Genomic DNA, 15,282 nt, shown 5'->3' with positions numbered 1-15,282 from the left:
CCCGTACCCACCTGGGGCCGGTCCGAGAGCCGCCCTGGGAGCCGGCCTGGTTCTCACTCCCCCGTGAGGCGGGCGAGCTCCTCCTCGACGACCGAGGTGTCGAGCTTGGTGAAGACCGGGGTCGGCTTGGCCACGGGGGTCCCGACGACCACCGGGCGTCGCTCCCACCGGGGCGCAGTGGAGTAGTCGCCGGTGATGACGGGGTACGGCGCGCCGCCGTCGAGGTCCTCGACGTCCTCGAGCCGCGGCATCGGCGCCACGTCGCCGGCACCGCCGAGGGCGGCGTCGACCAGGTTGGCCGAGAACGGCAGGAACGGTGCGAGCACGAGGTTGAGGTCGGCGACGCACTGCGCCATGACGTGCAGGATGGTCGCGAGCCGCTCGCGCTGGTCCTCGCCCTTGAGCTTCCAGGGCTCGGAGTCCGAGACGTACTTGTTGACCTCGGCGACCGCGCGCATGGCCTCACCGATCGCCTGCTTCTGGCGGTGCCGGCCGATCAGGTCGCCGACCGTGCCGAACGCCGCCTCGACGACGGCCAGGACGGCCTCGTCCTCGGGCGCCAGCTCGCCGGCGGCGGGGATCTCCCCGAAGTTCTTGGCCACCAGGTTCGCCGTGCGGTTGACCAGGTTGCCCCAGCCGGCGACCAGCTCGTCGTTGGTGCGGCGCACGAACTCCGCCCAGGTGAAGTCGGCGTCCTGGTTCTCCGGGCCGGCGGCCGCCACGAAGTACCGGAACGCGTCGGGCTGGTAGCGGCTCAGCAGGTCGCGGACGTAGATGACGACCTTCTTGGAGGAGGAGAACTTCTTCCCCTCCATGGTCAGGAACTCCGAGGAGACGACCTCGGTGGGCAGGTTCAGCACGCCGTACTCGCGCGGCTCGCCGCCCTTGTCCCCCCGGCCGGCGTACGCGAGCAGCTCCGCGGGCCAGATCTGGGAGTGGAAGGTGATGTTGTCCTTGCCCATGAAGTAGTACGACAGGGCCTCGGGGTCGTTCCACCACTGGCGCCACGCCTCCGGGTCGCCGGTGCGCCGCGCCCACTCGATCGACGCCGAGAGGTAGCCGATGACGGCGTCGAACCACACGTAGAGCTTCTTGGTGGGGTTCTCCCGCCAGCCGTCCAGCGGCACCGCGATGCCCCAGTCGATGTCGCGCGTCATCGCGCGCGGCCGGATCTCCTTGAGGATGTTCTGGCTGAACCGGATGACGTTCGGCCGCCACAGGCCGGTCGCCGCGCGCTCGTCGAGCCAGGCGCCGAGGGCGTCGGCGAGCGCCGGGAGGTCCAGGAAGAAGTGCTGGGTCTCCACGAACTCCGGGGTCTCGCCGTTGATCCGCGAGACGGGGTTCTTCAGGTCGGCGGGGTCGAGCTGGTTGCCGCAGTTGTCGCACTGGTCGCCGCGCGCCCCGTCGTACCCGCAGATCGGGCAGGTGCCCTCGATGTAGCGGTCGGGCAGGGTACGGCCGGTCGACGGGGAGATGGCGCCGTACGTCGTCTGCTCGACGAAGTAGCCGTTCTCGTAGACCCCGAGGAACAGCTCCTGGACCACCGCGTGGTGGTTGCGCGTCGTGGTGCGCGTGTAGAGGTCGTAGGAGACCCCGAGCGCGGTGAGGTCCTCGGCGATGATCCGGTGGTTGCGGTCGGCGAGCTCCTGCGGCGACACGCCGGCCTCGTCGGCTGCGATGAGGATCGGGGTGCCGTGCTCGTCGGTCCCGGAGACCATGAGGACGTCGTGCCCGGCCATCCGCATGTAGCGGCTGAAGACGTCGGAGGGCACACCGAAACCGGCGACGTGGCCGATGTGGCGCGGGCCGTTGGCGTACGGCCAGGCGACGGCGGACAGGACTCGACTCATGGGGCCGATCCTAGGGTCGCGGCCCGCTCGCGCCTGCGCCGGTGCGGGCCGCGGACGGCGCTAGCGTGATCCGCATGACGCTCATCGCCGAGGACCTCCTCCTCCTGCTGCTCGACGACGAGAAGGGCACCGTCGCCGCGAGCACCTACCTGCAGACCGCGCTCGGCGGCGCGCTGCTCGTGGAGCTGGCGCTCGCCGGGGCCGTCGAGGTCGAGGACAAGCGCGGCTTCTGGCACTCCGCGAAGGTGCGCCCGGCGCCGGCCGCCGCCCCGCAGGACCCGTTGCTCGCCGCAGCCCTGGCGACGGTCGCCGAGAAGGAGCGCGGCGCGCAGGACCTGGTCAACCGGCTCGGCAAGGGCGTCAAGGACGACCTCTTCGCGAGCCTGGAGCGCCGCGGGATGGTCGAGCAGCGCACCGACAAGGTGCTGGGGCTGTTCCCCCGCCGGACCTGGCCCGCGGTCGACTCCACCCACGAGGACGCCGTGCGGCGCGCGCTCACCGCCGCGCTGGTCTCCGGCGCCGAGCCTGACGAGCGCACCCGCGCGCTGGTGGCGCTGCTCGACGCCCTGGGCCGCGCCCACAAGACCGTCGACCACCAGGGCATGTCGGGCGGCGAGGTGCGCAAGCGCGCGAAGGCGCTGGCCGACGGCGACTGGGCGGCCAAGGCGGTCAAGGACGCGATCGCCGCCTCCACCGCGGCGATGACCGCGGCGGTCGCGGCCGGAGGGGCCGCGACCGCCGGGTCGAGCTAGCCGGGTCGAGCCAGCCGGGTCCGGCTAGCTGAAGTCGAGCTCGGCGTTGCGCGAGCGCTTGAGCTCGAAGAAGTAGGGGTAGCCCGCGAGCAGGACGGCACCGTCCCAGACCTTGCCGGCCTCCTCGCCCTTGGGGATCGAGGACAGCACCGGCCCGAAGAACGCGGTGCCCTCGATGGCGATGGTCGGGGTGCCGACCTCGTCGCCGACCTGGTCCATGCCGAGGTGGTGGGACTTCTTGATCGCCTCGTCGTAGGAGGAGTCGTCCATCGCGTCGGCCAGCGAGGTCGGCAGGCCGGCCTCCTCGAGGGCGGACTCGATGACCTCGCGGGTGAAGTCCTGGCCCTCGTTGTGCCGGCGGGTGCCCAGCGCGGTGTACAGCGGCAGGAGCACCTCCTTGCCGTGGGCCTGCTCGGCGGCCATGACGACCCGCACGGGCTGCCAGGCGGTCTTGAGGAACTCGCGGTACTCCTCGGGGATGTCCTTGTCCTGGTTGAGGTAGGCCAGGGACATCAGGTGCCAGGTGACGGAGATGTCGCGGACCTTCTCGACCTCGAGGATCCAGCGCGAGGTGATCCAGGCGAACGGGCAGGCGGGGTCGAACCAGAAGTCGGCGTTGGTGGTCATGGCTGGAGTCAACACCGGCCGGCCGACGGGTGTTCCGCGGCTCACCCGGCCGCTGGGTCAGCGGGTGAGCAGGTGCAGCACCAGGCCGAGCAGGGCGCAGGCCCCGAGCGTGCGCAGCACCGACCAGCGCAGGCGCAGGACGAGGACCAGCGCCACCGCGGTCACGAGCACCGCCTGCCAGGACCACGACGACCACACGGGCAGCTCCAGCCCGAGGTGGTCCAGCCCGACGTGCCGGGTGTCGGCGAAGAGGGTGTGCACCGCGAAGAACAGCGCCAGGTTCGCGATCACCCCGACGACCGCCGCGGTCACCCCGGCCAGCGCCGCCGACAGGGACGCGCTGCCCCGCAGCCGCTCGACGTACGGCGCGCCGAGGTAGATGAAGAGGAAGCACGGCACGAAGGTGACCCACACCGTGAGCAGCGAGGCCAGGACGGCCGCCAGCCACGGGTCGAGACCGCCGGGATCGCGGTAGGCGCCGAGGAACGCGACGAACTGCACGACCATGATCAGCGGGCCCGGGGTCGACTCCGCGAGCGCCAGTCCGCGCGCCATCTCCCCCGCGCCCAGCCAGCCGTAGGTCTCCACGGCCGCCTGCGCGACGTAGGACAGCACCGCGTAGGCGCCGCCGAAGGTCACCAGCGCCATGCCCCCGAAGAACAGGCCCTGGTCGGTGTAGACGCTCGACCGGCCACCGGCGAGCGCCCATGCCGCCACGACCGGGAGCACCCACAGCACGACGCCGACGACGAGCACGACCAGGTTGCGGCGCCAGGAGGGCGGGGCGGTGTGGAGCGCGTCGTCGGGCACGAGCGGCGGCGGGCCGTCGGCCGCCTCGTCCTCCCGCGGCCGGGCGAACGCCGGCAGCCGCCGCCCGACCAGCCAGCCGACCAGGCCCGCACCGAGCACCACCACGGGGAACGGCACGTCGAGCACCGCCAGGCACAGGAACGCCGCCACCGCCAGCGCGACCAGCGCCGGGTGCCGCAGCGAGCGGCCACCGATCCGCAGCACCGCCTGGAGCACGACGGCGACGACCGCGGGCGCGAGACCGAGGAACAACCCCGTGACGACCACGCTGTCGCCCTGCGCGACGTAGAGCCACGACAGCGCCAGGAGCGCGACGACGCCGGGGAGGACGAACAGCACCCCGGCCACCAGTCCGCCGAGCCAGCCGTTGAGCAGCCACCCGGTGTAGATCGCGAGCTGCTGGGCCTCCGGCCCCGGCAGCAGCATGCAGTAGCTCAGCGCGTGGAGGAATCGCCGCTCGCCGAGCCAGCGACGCTCGTCGACCAGCTCGCGCTGCATCACCGCGATCTGGCCGGCCGGCCCCCCGAAGGTCTGCAGGGAGATGCGGAACCACGCGGCCGTCGCCTCCCGGAGGGGGACGACCTGCGACTCGCGCCGGCCCGGTGCTCGACTCACGGACGGATCGTGGCAGACGCCGGGGCCGGCGTCAGCGCACGACCACCGTGGTGGTCGCCCGGCTGCTGCGGACCAGCGAGGTGCCGGCGTACACGACGGTGACCTGGTGGCGACCCGCCCTGACCTTTGCGACCACGACCCGTGCCCGGCCACCCACGACCGTCGCGGTCACCGTCCGGCCGCCGACCTTGACCTTGACCGGACCACCGGGTCCGCTGAGGCCCGGGGCGCTGACGTCGACCACGACCACCGCCCTGCCGGCCCTGCCCGTCGCGCGGACCGCCAGCGAGGAGGTGGTCGCCACGCTGCCGTCGGTGCGGACGGTGCTCGTCGCGCTCCGGTAGTGCGGGGCGGCGAGGTCCACGCGCAGCGACATCCGGTGCCCGGCGTCCTCGGGGGTGAGCACGTAGGTCGGGCCGGTGCCGACCGGCGTGCCGTCGCGCAGCCAGGTCCGCGTGACCTCGGCGTCGGCCGGGGAGAACCGGCCGTCCACGGCCGTCAGCGTCCGCCCCACGCGCGGCACGCCGCGGACCCGGAACTGGTCGGTCACCTCGATGGTGCCGGCGATGACCTTCGGGGTGGGCGCCGCCTCGACGACGGCCTTGGTGTAGCCGGCCGACCTCGCCGTGACCCGCGCCGACACGGCCGCGCCGATCTGCTCCTGGCCGAGCTCCAGCGACCACCCGGTCGCGCCGGCGATCGGCCGGCCGTCGGCCAGCCACTGCACGGCCTGCTTCTCCGGGGCGGGGGTGAACGTCGGCTGCGAGACGGTGAGGGTCTGGTCGACCTCCGCGGTGCCGCTGATGGCCGGCGCGGGCCCGGGCTCCAACGCGCCCGGCGCGACGGCGGGGGCGACCGGGGAGGTCGCCGACGCCGCGGCGTACCCCTTGCGCTGGGCGGTGACCCGTACGGCGAGCTGGGTGCCCTTGAGGGCGGGCGTGGGGGTGAACGTCGAGCTCGTGGCGCCGGCGACCGGCTTGCCGCCGGCCAGCCACTGGTAGGTGTACGTCGCCGTCGGCTGCCACGCCCCGGCGTCCGCGGTCACCGGCCGGCCCACGGTCGGGGTGCCGACGACGGCCGGCGGCGCGTCGTTGACGACCACGCGGTCGTTGAAGTGGATGAAGCCGCTGGGCCAGCTGCCGCCGGACTTGGTGATCCGCCGCCAGTGGAAGTCGCCGCGCCAGCTGTCCTCGGACACCACGATCTCGGAGGCGGAGACGACCTGCTCGACGTAGGCGACGTGGCCGACCGACCCGGCGCCGCCGGTGTTGGCCTTCCACCACGCGACGGCACCGACCATGGGGGTGGCGTCGGTGATCGACGCCATCGCCCGGCCCCAGTTCTCGGCGTTGCCGCCGCCGGACCACGGTCGGTCGTCCGGCATGCCGCTCTTGACCATCCGGTAGGCGACGTAGTTGGTGCAGTTGTGCCCCGCGTACATCCGCCAGTACATCTTCGAGCCGGCGGCCTCGTAGCCGGCGTTGGAGTAGCCCGCCTGGCGGCACCCCTGGTAGCCGGTGCACAGGTACGTCGAGGCGGCCGCGGCCGGCGCGACCGGCACCACGACGAGCCCGGCGACCAGGCCGAGGAGGGTGCTGACGAGCAGCACGAGGGCCGCGGCGGGACGCCGGACCGGGGAGGTCTGCGGCGCACGGGACGGCTGTGACTGCTGGGGCACAGCGGCACTCTAGTGAAAGATGTCAAGCACCGACACGCGAGTCGGGAAACTTTTCTTCCGGCGCTGCTCGGGCGCCTGCACCGCCCCTGCGAGCCGGTGGCAGGATCCTCCCATGCCTGGAACCAACCTCACCCGGGACGAGGCCGCCACCCGCGCGGCCCTCCTGGACGTCACGTCGTACGCCATCGACCTCGACCTCACGGCCGCCACCGCGGCCGAGCACACCGGCACCTTCGGCTCGACCACCACGATCGCGTTCACCTGCCGCGAGCCCGGTGCGGAGACCTTCGCCGACCTCGTCGACGCCCAGGTCCACGAGATCACGCTGAACGGCGAGCCCCTGGACCCCGCCACCGCGTACGCCGACAGCCGGATCGCCCTGCCCGGGCTCCAGGCCGAGAACGTGCTGGTCGTCCGTGCCGACTGCACCTACTCCCACACCGGGGAGGGCCTGCACCGGTTCGTCGACCCGACCGACGACCGGGTCTACCTCTACTCCCAGTTCGAGGTCCCCGACGCGCGCCGGGTGTTCACCACCTTCGAGCAGCCCGACCTCAAGGCGCCCTTCACCTTCACCGTCACCGCGCCCTCCCACTGGGTCGTGGTGTCGAACTCCCCCACGCCCGAGCCGCGCGCCGTCGACGGCGATGCCGGCAAGGCGGTCTGGGCCTTCGAGCCGACCCAGCCGATGTCGACGTACATCACCGCGATCGTGGCCGGCGAGTACCACGCCGAGCACGACGTCTACGAGGGCAAGCACGGGTCGATCCCGCTCGGCCACTACTGCCGCCAGTCGCTGGTCGAGCACATGGACACCGCCGAGCTGGTCAAGATCACCAAGCAGAGCTTCGAGTTCTTCGAGGAGAAGTTCGACTTCCCCTACCCCTTCGGCAAGTACGACCAGCTCTACGTGCCGGAGTACAACATGGGCGCGATGGAGAACGCCGGCTGCGTGACGCTGCGCGACGAGTACCTCCCCCGCAGCCGCCAGCCGCGCTCGTTCTACGAGTTCCGCACCTCGGTCATCACCCACGAGATGGCGCACATGTGGTTCGGCGACCTGGTGACGATGAAGTGGTGGGACGACCTCTGGCTCAACGAGTCCTTCGCCGAGTGGGCCTGCTACTGGTGCGAGGCCGAGGCGACCGAGTTCACCGACGCCTGGACCGGCTTTGCCAACGCGCGCAAGCAGACCGGCTACCGCGCCGACCAGCTGCCCTCGACCCACCCGATCGCGGCCGACAACGTCGACCTGCACGCGGTCGAGGTCAACTTCGACATGATCACCTACGCCAAGGGCGCGTCGGTGCTCAAGCAGCTCGTCGCCTGGGTCGGCCTCGACCCGTTCGTCGCGGGCCTGCGGCAGTACTTCAAGGACCACGCCTTCGGGAACGCCACCTTCGCCGACCTGCTCGCCGCGCTCGAGAGGTCCTCGGGCCGTGAGCTCGGCGGCTGGGCGCAGGAGTGGCTGCAGACCGCCGGCGTCAACACCCTCGCGCCGCGCTTCGAGCTCGACGGCGAGGGCCGCTACACGTCGTTCTCCGTCGAGCAGAGCGCCCACCCCGACCAGCCCACCCTGCGCCGGCACCGCCTCGGCATCGGCCTCTACGACGAGGTCGGCGGCCGGCTCGTGCGCCGCGAGTACGTCGAGGTCGACGTCGAGGGCGCCTCGACCGCCGTCGAGGAGCTGGTGGGCCGCGAGCAGCCGGCACTGCTGCTGCTCAACGACGAGGACCACGCCTACGCCAAGATCCGCCTCGACGAGCGGTCGCTGGCCACCGTCGTCTCCGGGCTCTCCAGGCTCGAGGACTCCCTCCCCCGCGCGCTCGCGTGGGGCGCCGCCTGGGACATGACCCGCGACGGCGAGATGCGCACGACGGACTGGGTGCGCCTGGTGCTGGCCAACATCGGCCAGGAGACCGACGCGTGGGGCGTCACGCGGATCCCCGCCTCGACCGCGCTGGCCGTGGAGTTCTACTCCGACCCGGCGGGCCGCCCGGCTCTGAGGGCCGAGTGGGAGTCGGGCCTGCGCGAGCTGCTGCTCGCCGCGGAGCCCGGCAGCGACCACCAGCTCACCTTCGTCCGCTCCTACGCGCTCGCCGCGCACGGCGAGCAGGCCGTCGCCGACCTGCGCGGGCTGCTCGACGGCTCCTTCACCGTCGAGGGCCTCAGCGTCGACCAGGACCTGCGCTGGGAGCTGGTGAAGAACCTCGCCCGCACGGGCGCGATCGGCGAGGCGGAGATCGACGCCGAGCTCGACCGCGACCCGACCAACGCCGGCAAGGAGAAGGCCGCCGCCGCCCGCGTCGCGCAGCCGACGGCCGCGGCCAAGGAGGCCGGCTGGGCGGCGGTCATGGACCCGGCCACGCCCAACGAGACGTCGCGGGAGATGGTCTTCTCGATCTTCCGGTTCGGCCAGGAGGACGTCCTCGCGCCGTACCTCGAGAAGTACCTGGAGGCCGCGGACACCGCGATCGACCTCCTCGGCTTCCACAAGGGCTCGGTCGTCCTGGAGTACGGCTTCCCGAAGGCGCTCGCCTCCGCGGAGACCGTCGCCCGGCTCGACGCCTGGCTCGCCGACAACGACGCCCCCAAGGGCGCCCAGCGCTACGTCGGCGAGGCCCGCGCCGAGGTCGTCCGCGCCCTGGCCGCCCAGGAGCGCGACGCCCGCTCCTGACGGTCCGGCCCGGTACGCGACGACGGCCGGTCTCCCCTCGGGGAGGCCGGCCGTCGTCGTACGTCGGGGCGTCGGGCGCTGCCCGGGTCAGGCCTCGGGCGCGTGCAGGGTCTGGGGCGAGCGGGCGTGGTCGGCGAGCATCTGGATGCCCCGGACCAGGCCGCCGACGAGGTCGTCCTCGGCGAAGGCCTGCTGCATGTGCAGCGCGACCAGCTCGACCTCCTTGTCGGTCAGCGAGCGGCGCACCCAGCCGCCGGTGACGATCTCCAGCGTGCGTGCGCCGGGGTCGACCATCACCAGGATGCTCCGGGCCGGCGCGACGAGCGAGTTGTGCAGCTGCGTGGCGAACGGCCTGGCCGGCCCCTCAGCGTGGCCGATGAAGACGGAGAACTCGACCCTCGAGTGACGCTCGGCCGCGCGGATCGCCTCGTCGAGGCGGGTCCGCTGGGCCGGGGTCAGGGGTTCACCAGCGGGCACTGGCGCCACCGGCCTGCGAGTCGTCGCCGTCAGGACCGGCGAGCTCGGCGGTGGACTTGCGCGGGCCGCCGATCCACTGGTCCTCGGCGGTGGCCGTGCCGGGGGCGACGCGCTCGCCGCGCACCATGGCGGGGACGTAGACGAGCAGCCAGATGAGGACGAAGAGCAGCAGCGGGACGCCGCCCAGCAGGAGCAGCGCGTGCAGCGTGTTGACCGGGTCCGGGTCCGACCAGCCCTCGGGCACGTCGGCGCTCGCGGGGGCGGCCAGCGCGACACCGGCGGTCAGGACGACGAGGAGGCCGGTGAGGAGCGCGGCGGCCCGACGGAGGGAGGAGAACGTGGCGGTCACGGAGGCAGGATATCGGCACCCCTCGGCGACCTCGGAGGCCCGTCCGGTCGGATGGCTCACACCGGTCGTCCGAGGCTTCGGCGGGCCCGTGCGGACCTGTTAGACATGGTCCCCATGTTCTCCGCCACCGCCGCCCCCTGCGAGGAGGGCGAGCAGACCTGCGAGGTCGCGCTGGACCTCTTCGGCAACGACACCGTGGCCCAGGTCGCCGACGTCATCATCGGCAAGCCGCTGGCCGTCACCGTGCTCCTGGTGCTCGGCCTCCTCGTGCGCTGGGCGCTGCACAAGGTCGTCGACCGGCTGGTCGCCAGTGCCGAGGACGGCGTGCTCCCCGACCGGGTGACCCGCCTCCCGAAGCGCGGCAAGGCCGTCCATGCCGTCGCGGCTCGCGACGCCGCCACCCAGACCCGCCGGGTGCAGCGCGCCAAGACCATGGGCGACCTGCTCAAGAGCGTGATCACCGGCATCCTGGTGGCGATCGTCGGCACCATGGTCCTCAGCGAGCTGGGCGTCAACATCGCCCCGATCATCGCCAGCGCCGGCATCGTCGGCGTCGCGCTCGGCTTCGGCGCCCAGTCGCTGGTCAAGGACTTCCTGTCCGGCATCTTCATGATCTTCGAGGACCAGTACGGCGTCGGCGACGTCGTGGACGTGGGCGAGGCCACCGGCACCATCGAGGCGGTCAGCCTCCGGGTGACGCGGCTGCGCGACCTCAACGGCACGGTCTGGTACGTCCCCAACGGGTCGATCCTCCGCGTCGGCAACATGAGCCAGAACTGGTCCCGCGCCGTCGTGGACGTCAACGTCGCCTACGGCGAGGACCTGGTCCGGGTCCAGGAGGTGCTGCGCGACGTCAGCCACGGCATGTGGGAGGACGACGACTTCCGCAACGTGGTCATCGAGGAGCCTGAGGTGACCGGCGTGGAGGTGCTCGCGGCCGACTCGGTCACCCTGCGGGTGATGGTCAAGACCGCGCCGATGGAGCAGTGGGGCGTGGCCCGCGAGCTGCGCCAGCGGATCAAGGCCCGCTTCGACCACGAGGGCATCGAGATCCCGTTCGCCCAGCGCGTGGTGTGGCACCGCGACGACGAGAAGGCCCAGCCGCCGGTCGCCGCGGACGCCGACGCCGCGGGCGCGGACGCCACCGAGAAGGTCTGACCCCGCACCCGACACCGAGCACGACAGCGGCCCGCCCGGATCACCGGGCGGGCCGCTGTGCGTCGTACGGCGTGGAGCCGGTCAGCCCTTGAGCGAGGCGTCCAGCGTGATCGTCGTGCCGGCGAGCGCCTGGCTGACCGGGCAGCCCTCCTTGGCGCCGTTCGCGGCCTCGACGAACTGCTCCTCGGTGACCCCCTCGACGGTGCCGACCACGGTGAGCTTGATGCCCGTGATGCCGGTGCCGGGGGTCAGCTCGACCTCGGCGCTGGTCTCGAGCGTGGTCGGCGGGGTGCCGGCCTTGGAGAGGGCGGCGGAGAGCGCCATGGAGAAGCACGAGGAGTGCGCCGCGGCGATGAGCTCCTCGGGGCTGGTCTTCCCGTTCGCCGACTCGGCCCGGGAGGGCCAGGAGACGTCGAAGGTCCCCACGCCGGAGGACTGGAGCTCCACGGAGCCGGAGCCCTCCTGGAGCGAGCCCTGCCAGGTGGTCTGCGCGGTGCGCGTCGTTGCCATGCGTCGATCACTCCTGTGACTTGTCGTCGGTGGGCGGGCCGGGAGGCCCGTTCGTCGCGAGTCTCGCACGCGGATTCAACGGGCTGGACGGCCGTCGGCAGAATGGACGTGTGACCACGTTCTACGAGGAGATCGGCGGCTTCGAGACGTTCCGGAGGATCGTCGCGAAGTTCTACGAGGGCGTGGCGACCGACGAGGTGCTGCGCCCGATGTACCCCGAGCAGGACCTCGGCCCGGCCGAGGAGCGCTTCCTGCTGTTCCTCGTGCAGTACTGGGGCGGCCCCACGACGTACTCCGAGACCCGCGGCCACCCCCGCCTGCGGATGCGGCATGCGCCGTTCCAGGTGACGCCGGAGTCGCGCGACCACTGGCTGCGGCACTTCCGCGCCGGGCTCGACTCGGTCGACCTCACCCCGGAGCAGGACGCGCAGTTCTGGGAGTACGTCACCCACGCCGCCCAGTTCATGGTCAACACCCTCGACGAGCCGCCGGCGGCGTCCTGAGGCTCAGCCGGTCGCGGCCCGGGTGAGGCCGTCCAGGTCGTCGGCCAGCACCGGTCGCACGTCGCCGTTGGACCCGACCCAGCCGACCCCCGGCTCGTAGCGGCGCACCACCCGCGCCGGGTTGCCCGCCACCACGGCGTGGTCCTCGACCACCCCGCGGACGATCGACCCGGCCGCCACGACCACGTTGCGCCCCAGCCGCGTCCCGGGGAGCAGCACGGCGTGGTGCCCGATCCACGAGCCCGCCCCGACCACGACCGGGTCGGAGGCCCCGAACTGCGCCCCCACCGGCCGGTCCGGCACCTGGTAGCCGTGGCTCGCGTCCGTGACGAACACCCCCTGCCCGCAGAACACGTCGTCGCCGATCTCGATCGACTCGTGGGCCGTGATGCTCGTGCGGGCGCCGAGGATGCACCGGTCGCCGATCACCAGACCGCGCGGGGGCAGCACCTGCTCGCCGGTCCCCCACCCGACCGACAGCGTCACCTGCCGCCCGACCAGCGTCCCCGACCCCAGGTGGATCGAGCCGGCGCCGAGGATCGTCGCCGGCGGGAAGTCGATGCACGACCCGGCCCCGAAGCTCCCGAACTCCCCCGCCGCCCGGGTCCCCGGCACGATCTCCCCGGCCCGGTCCACCCACCTCCACCCGGCGTGGACGGCACGGTTGACCAGGCGGGCGATCGGGCTCACGCCCGGACCCTAGCGTCGGCGCTCGTCGGGAGCGGCCGTACGCAGCCGCGGGCCTGGCGCAGTGTCGCCGAGACCCCGCGCACTGCTGGTCGAGCAGCGAGCGCCAGCGAGCGTCGTCGAGACCCCACAACCCGCCGGAGCAACCAACCGGCGGGGCACAGGCACGCCCGCTGTAACGCCCGACGTGCCTGGCGACAAGTAGCGACGACCGGGCACTCCGCCCGGCTGGACCAGTGGTGCGCAGGCGCCGCGGTGGCGCTCCAGGCGTTACCGTTCTGCACGCGGACGGAGGCAGCGAGAGATGGCACGACCGAGCACGGAACGGTTGCGGGTGGATCCCCCCGACCTGCGACCCGACGACGCTCTGGTCGCGCGCCTGGCCTCGCTGGCCGCAGCGTCCGCACCGTCTCCCCGCACCCGGCGACCGGCGCGCATCCGCGCCGCGCTCGCCGTCGCCTCGGTCGCCGCCCTCGCGGGCAGCGGCGCTGCCATCGCCGCCGTCGTCGACCACGAGCGCTCGGCTCCCCCGGAGCCGCGGCCGACGCAGGAACCGGTCCAGCCGGACGTACCCAGCGCCCCGCCGGGCAGCTCCACGCCGACCGACGGGTCGGCGCCTTCCGGCGGGCCGTCGCGGAACCCCTCGCGGTCGCCGGGTGCGCCCGGCGCCTCGGGGCCCGCGACGCCCGGCTCGCCCGTCAGCACCTCCCCCGTGGGGCCGGGCGGGCCGGGCACCTCAACGGTCCCCTCCGCCGGATCGAGCACGCTCGCCGGCGACACCGGTCCTGGGAACGCGAACGGCAACGGGCCGGGCTACGGCCCGGGGAACAACCCCGGGCTCGGCCAGGGCCAGGGCGGCGGCCAGTCCAACGGCCAGGGACCCGGTTCGGGCAACCCCGCCAACAACGGCAACGGCGGCAGCGGCAACCCGGGCGGCGGGAACGCCCAGGGTCCGGCGAACGGGCCTGGAACGGGGGCCGGGAACGGCGGCGCCGAGCCGAGCGGCGGCCAAGGGAACGGGCAGGGCAACGGGCAGGGCAACGCCAACGGGCAGGGCAACGGGCAGGGCAACGGCGGCAACGGTGCCGGCAGCGGGGACCGCGGGTGGACTCAGACGACGAGCTGATCACCCGCGCCAAGGAGGGCGACCAGGACGCCTGGCGGAGGTTGTACGTCGACCACGCCGGGCGTCTCGTCGTGTGGTTGCAGACGCGTCCCTCTGGCGACTCGGCCATGGCCGCGGAGGACGTCGCCTCCGAGGCGTGGTTGACCGCAGCGGGCAAGATCCACGAGTTCACCGGCACCGGCGAGCAGTTCGCGGGGTGGCTGTTCGGCATCGCCCGCAACGTCGGCATGAACGCGCGCCGCAAGAGCGACCGGCGGCGCACCGACCCGACCGCCGACGAGCAGGTGCGGGAGGTCGCCGAGGCGCCGGAGACCTACCTGGTGGGCAAGGACTGGGTCCGCCAGGTGCTCGCCCAGCTCCCGCCGCGCGAGCGCGACGTCATCGGGTGCCTGGAGGTGGTCGGCCTCGACACCGAGGCGACGGCCCGGGCCCTCGACATCAGCGCGGTCGCCGTCCGGGTCGCCCGGCACCGGGGCCTGCGCCGACTGCGGGGCCTGGGCCTGCTCGACGGCCCTCCGCACCAGCCGGACGGGCCGGACCCGGCCGCCGGCGCGGCTCAGGCCAGCGCGGCGACCAACGCCTCACGGAACGGCGGCGGGGGCGGCGTCGGGCGCTGAGCCTCCCGGTCGACCACCACGATGGTCGTGTGCGCGCGGGCGAGCAGCATGTCGCCGTCGGCCAGCTCGGACTGGACGTCGAACGACGTCGTGCCCACGCGCGAGATCCACGACCACGCGTCGTACGGCGCCGGCCGGTGCAGCACCGGCACGCGGTAGTCGACCTCCTTGCGGGCGACGACCAGCAGCGGCTGCTCCAGCGTCCGGCGCAGCTCTCCCCACAGCTGCTCGAAGTAGTGGATGCGCGCCTCCTGGAAGTACTCGAAGTACGTCACGTTGTTGACGTGGCGGTAGACGTCCACGTCGGAGAAGCGGACCTGCACGGGGTAGTGGCCGGCGCCCGCCGGCCGGGCGGCGACGGCCACCCGCGGGGACGCCTCGGCCGGCTCGAGGTAGACCGCCAGGCCGGCGCGCTCCTCGGCGGTGAGCCGCCGCGGGCGCTCCTCGGCGAAGACGTACGGCGTCAGGACGGTCGCGGCCTGGAGGTAGACCGTGCGCGAGCCGTCCTCGTGCCCGTGGAAGACCTCGTAGGCGAGCGTGAACGTGGCGGCGCGCAGCTCGGTGACCCAGCACTCGACGAGCACCGGGCGGAAGTCGAAGAACAGCGGCGCCCGGTAGGTCACCTCGTTGCGCACGACGACCGCACCCTCGGCGAGCTCCTCGGCGTCGCGGGAGCGCCCGTGGGTGCGCAGCATGTCGACGCGCGCCTCCTGCAGGTAGTCGACGTAGACGACGTTGTTGACGTGGCCCAGCAGGTCCATGTCGCCCCAGCGGGTCGGGCACTCGTAGACGTGTCTCACACCGCAGATCCTTCCAGCCGGCGCTGATCTAGTCTGAGGCGGCACA

Annotated in this window: 15 protein-coding genes; 6 read left to right on the top strand and 9 right to left on the bottom strand. The window is 73.1% G+C overall.

What is annotated here, in order from left to right; all coding sequences use genetic code 11:
- Positions 1-53: 53 nt before the first annotated feature.
- Complete coding sequence (metG, locus tag AB0N29_RS02645; protein WP_302270364.1) at positions 54-1,850, bottom strand: methionine--tRNA ligase; 1,797 nt, start codon at positions 1,848-1,850, stop codon at positions 54-56.
- A 74-nt stretch (positions 1,851-1,924) separates the two neighbouring features.
- Between metG and AB0N29_RS02640 the strand changes: the two genes are divergently transcribed.
- A complete protein-coding gene (locus AB0N29_RS02640; RefSeq protein WP_302270363.1) occupies positions 1,925-2,602 on the top strand; it encodes a GPP34 family phosphoprotein in 678 nt (225 codons plus the stop codon).
- 24 nt (positions 2,603-2,626) lie between these two features.
- Here the strand turns inward: AB0N29_RS02640 and AB0N29_RS02635 are convergent, their stop codons facing one another.
- From AB0N29_RS02635 to AB0N29_RS02625, 3 genes are read right to left on the bottom strand one after another with little or no spacing between them, the layout of a single operon-like run.
- The gene (locus tag AB0N29_RS02635) at positions 2,627-3,229 is read right to left on the bottom strand and encodes a DsbA family protein (protein WP_364863890.1); all 603 of its coding nucleotides are present in this window, start codon (positions 3,227-3,229) and stop codon (positions 2,627-2,629) included.
- Positions 3,230-3,286: 57 nt separating this feature from the next.
- Positions 3,287-4,654: a chromate efflux transporter gene (chrA, locus tag AB0N29_RS02630; RefSeq protein WP_364863888.1), complete on the bottom strand. Its 1,368-nt coding sequence runs from the start codon at positions 4,652-4,654 to the stop codon at positions 3,287-3,289.
- Positions 4,655-4,685: 31 nt separating this feature from the next.
- Complete coding sequence (locus AB0N29_RS02625) at positions 4,686-6,332, bottom strand: CHAP domain-containing protein (protein ID WP_364863886.1); 1,647 nt, start codon at positions 6,330-6,332, stop codon at positions 4,686-4,688.
- A gap of 112 nt (positions 6,333-6,444) precedes the next feature.
- Between AB0N29_RS02625 and pepN the strand changes: the two genes are divergently transcribed.
- Positions 6,445-9,009 (top strand): aminopeptidase N, encoded by a 2,565-nt coding sequence (gene pepN / locus AB0N29_RS02620; RefSeq protein ID WP_364863884.1) that lies wholly within the window; start codon positions 6,445-6,447, stop codon positions 9,007-9,009.
- A gap of 87 nt (positions 9,010-9,096) precedes the next feature.
- Here pepN and AB0N29_RS02615 read toward each other — a convergent pair whose 3' ends face one another.
- Positions 9,097-9,486 (bottom strand): DUF5130 family protein, encoded by a 390-nt coding sequence (locus AB0N29_RS02615; protein ID WP_302270358.1) that lies wholly within the window; start codon positions 9,484-9,486, stop codon positions 9,097-9,099.
- The gene (locus tag AB0N29_RS02610; RefSeq protein ID WP_302270357.1) at positions 9,473-9,835 is read right to left on the bottom strand and encodes a hypothetical protein; all 363 of its coding nucleotides are present in this window, start codon (positions 9,833-9,835) and stop codon (positions 9,473-9,475) included. Before AB0N29_RS02610 ends, AB0N29_RS02615 begins: the two co-directional genes overlap by 14 nt.
- Before the next feature lie 114 nt (positions 9,836-9,949).
- On the opposite strand from AB0N29_RS02610, the gene AB0N29_RS02605 reads away from it, so the two are divergent.
- Entirely contained in the window at positions 9,950-10,993 is a 1,044-nt protein-coding gene (locus tag AB0N29_RS02605) for a mechanosensitive ion channel family protein (RefSeq protein ID WP_364863881.1), read from the top strand.
- An 81-nt stretch (positions 10,994-11,074) separates the two neighbouring features.
- On the opposite strand, the gene AB0N29_RS02600 is transcribed toward AB0N29_RS02605, so the two are convergent.
- Positions 11,075-11,503, bottom strand: a complete 429-nt coding sequence (locus AB0N29_RS02600; protein WP_302270355.1) for an OsmC family peroxiredoxin — start codon at positions 11,501-11,503, stop codon at positions 11,075-11,077.
- A gap of 110 nt (positions 11,504-11,613) precedes the next feature.
- Between AB0N29_RS02600 and AB0N29_RS02595 the strand changes: the two genes are divergently transcribed.
- Positions 11,614-12,006, top strand: a complete 393-nt coding sequence (locus AB0N29_RS02595; protein ID WP_364863878.1) for a globin — start codon at positions 11,614-11,616, stop codon at positions 12,004-12,006.
- A gap of 3 nt (positions 12,007-12,009) precedes the next feature.
- Here AB0N29_RS02595 and AB0N29_RS02590 read toward each other — a convergent pair whose 3' ends face one another.
- Entirely contained in the window at positions 12,010-12,696 is a 687-nt protein-coding gene (locus AB0N29_RS02590) for a DapH/DapD/GlmU-related protein (protein WP_364863876.1), read from the bottom strand.
- 331 nt (positions 12,697-13,027) lie between these two features.
- Here AB0N29_RS02590 and AB0N29_RS02585 point away from each other — a divergent pair, with 331 nt between their 5' ends.
- Both AB0N29_RS02585 and AB0N29_RS02580 read left to right on the top strand, forming a co-directional pair.
- Positions 13,028-13,819 carry a hypothetical protein gene (locus AB0N29_RS02585; RefSeq protein ID WP_364863874.1) on the top strand — a complete coding sequence of 264 codons (792 nt, stop codon included), beginning with the start codon at positions 13,028-13,030 and terminating at the stop codon, positions 13,817-13,819.
- Positions 13,798-14,436 carry an RNA polymerase sigma factor gene (locus AB0N29_RS02580; RefSeq protein WP_302270351.1) on the top strand — a complete coding sequence of 213 codons (639 nt, stop codon included), beginning with the start codon at positions 13,798-13,800 and terminating at the stop codon, positions 14,434-14,436. The genes AB0N29_RS02585 and AB0N29_RS02580 overlap by 22 nt, the downstream gene beginning before the upstream one ends.
- Here AB0N29_RS02580 and AB0N29_RS02575 read toward each other — a convergent pair.
- Positions 14,376-15,236 carry a thioesterase family protein gene (locus tag AB0N29_RS02575; protein WP_364863872.1) on the bottom strand — a complete coding sequence of 287 codons (861 nt, stop codon included), beginning with the start codon at positions 15,234-15,236 and terminating at the stop codon, positions 14,376-14,378. The genes AB0N29_RS02580 and AB0N29_RS02575 overlap by 61 nt on opposite strands.
- Between the last annotated feature and the right edge of the window lie 46 nt (positions 15,237-15,282).

This window comes from Nocardioides sp. NPDC092400, from assembly GCF_040684155.1.
In the GTDB taxonomy this organism is placed as follows: Bacteria; Actinomycetota; Actinomycetes; order Propionibacteriales; family Nocardioidaceae; genus Nocardioides.
This window is presented reverse-complemented; position numbering and strand designations above follow the sequence as displayed.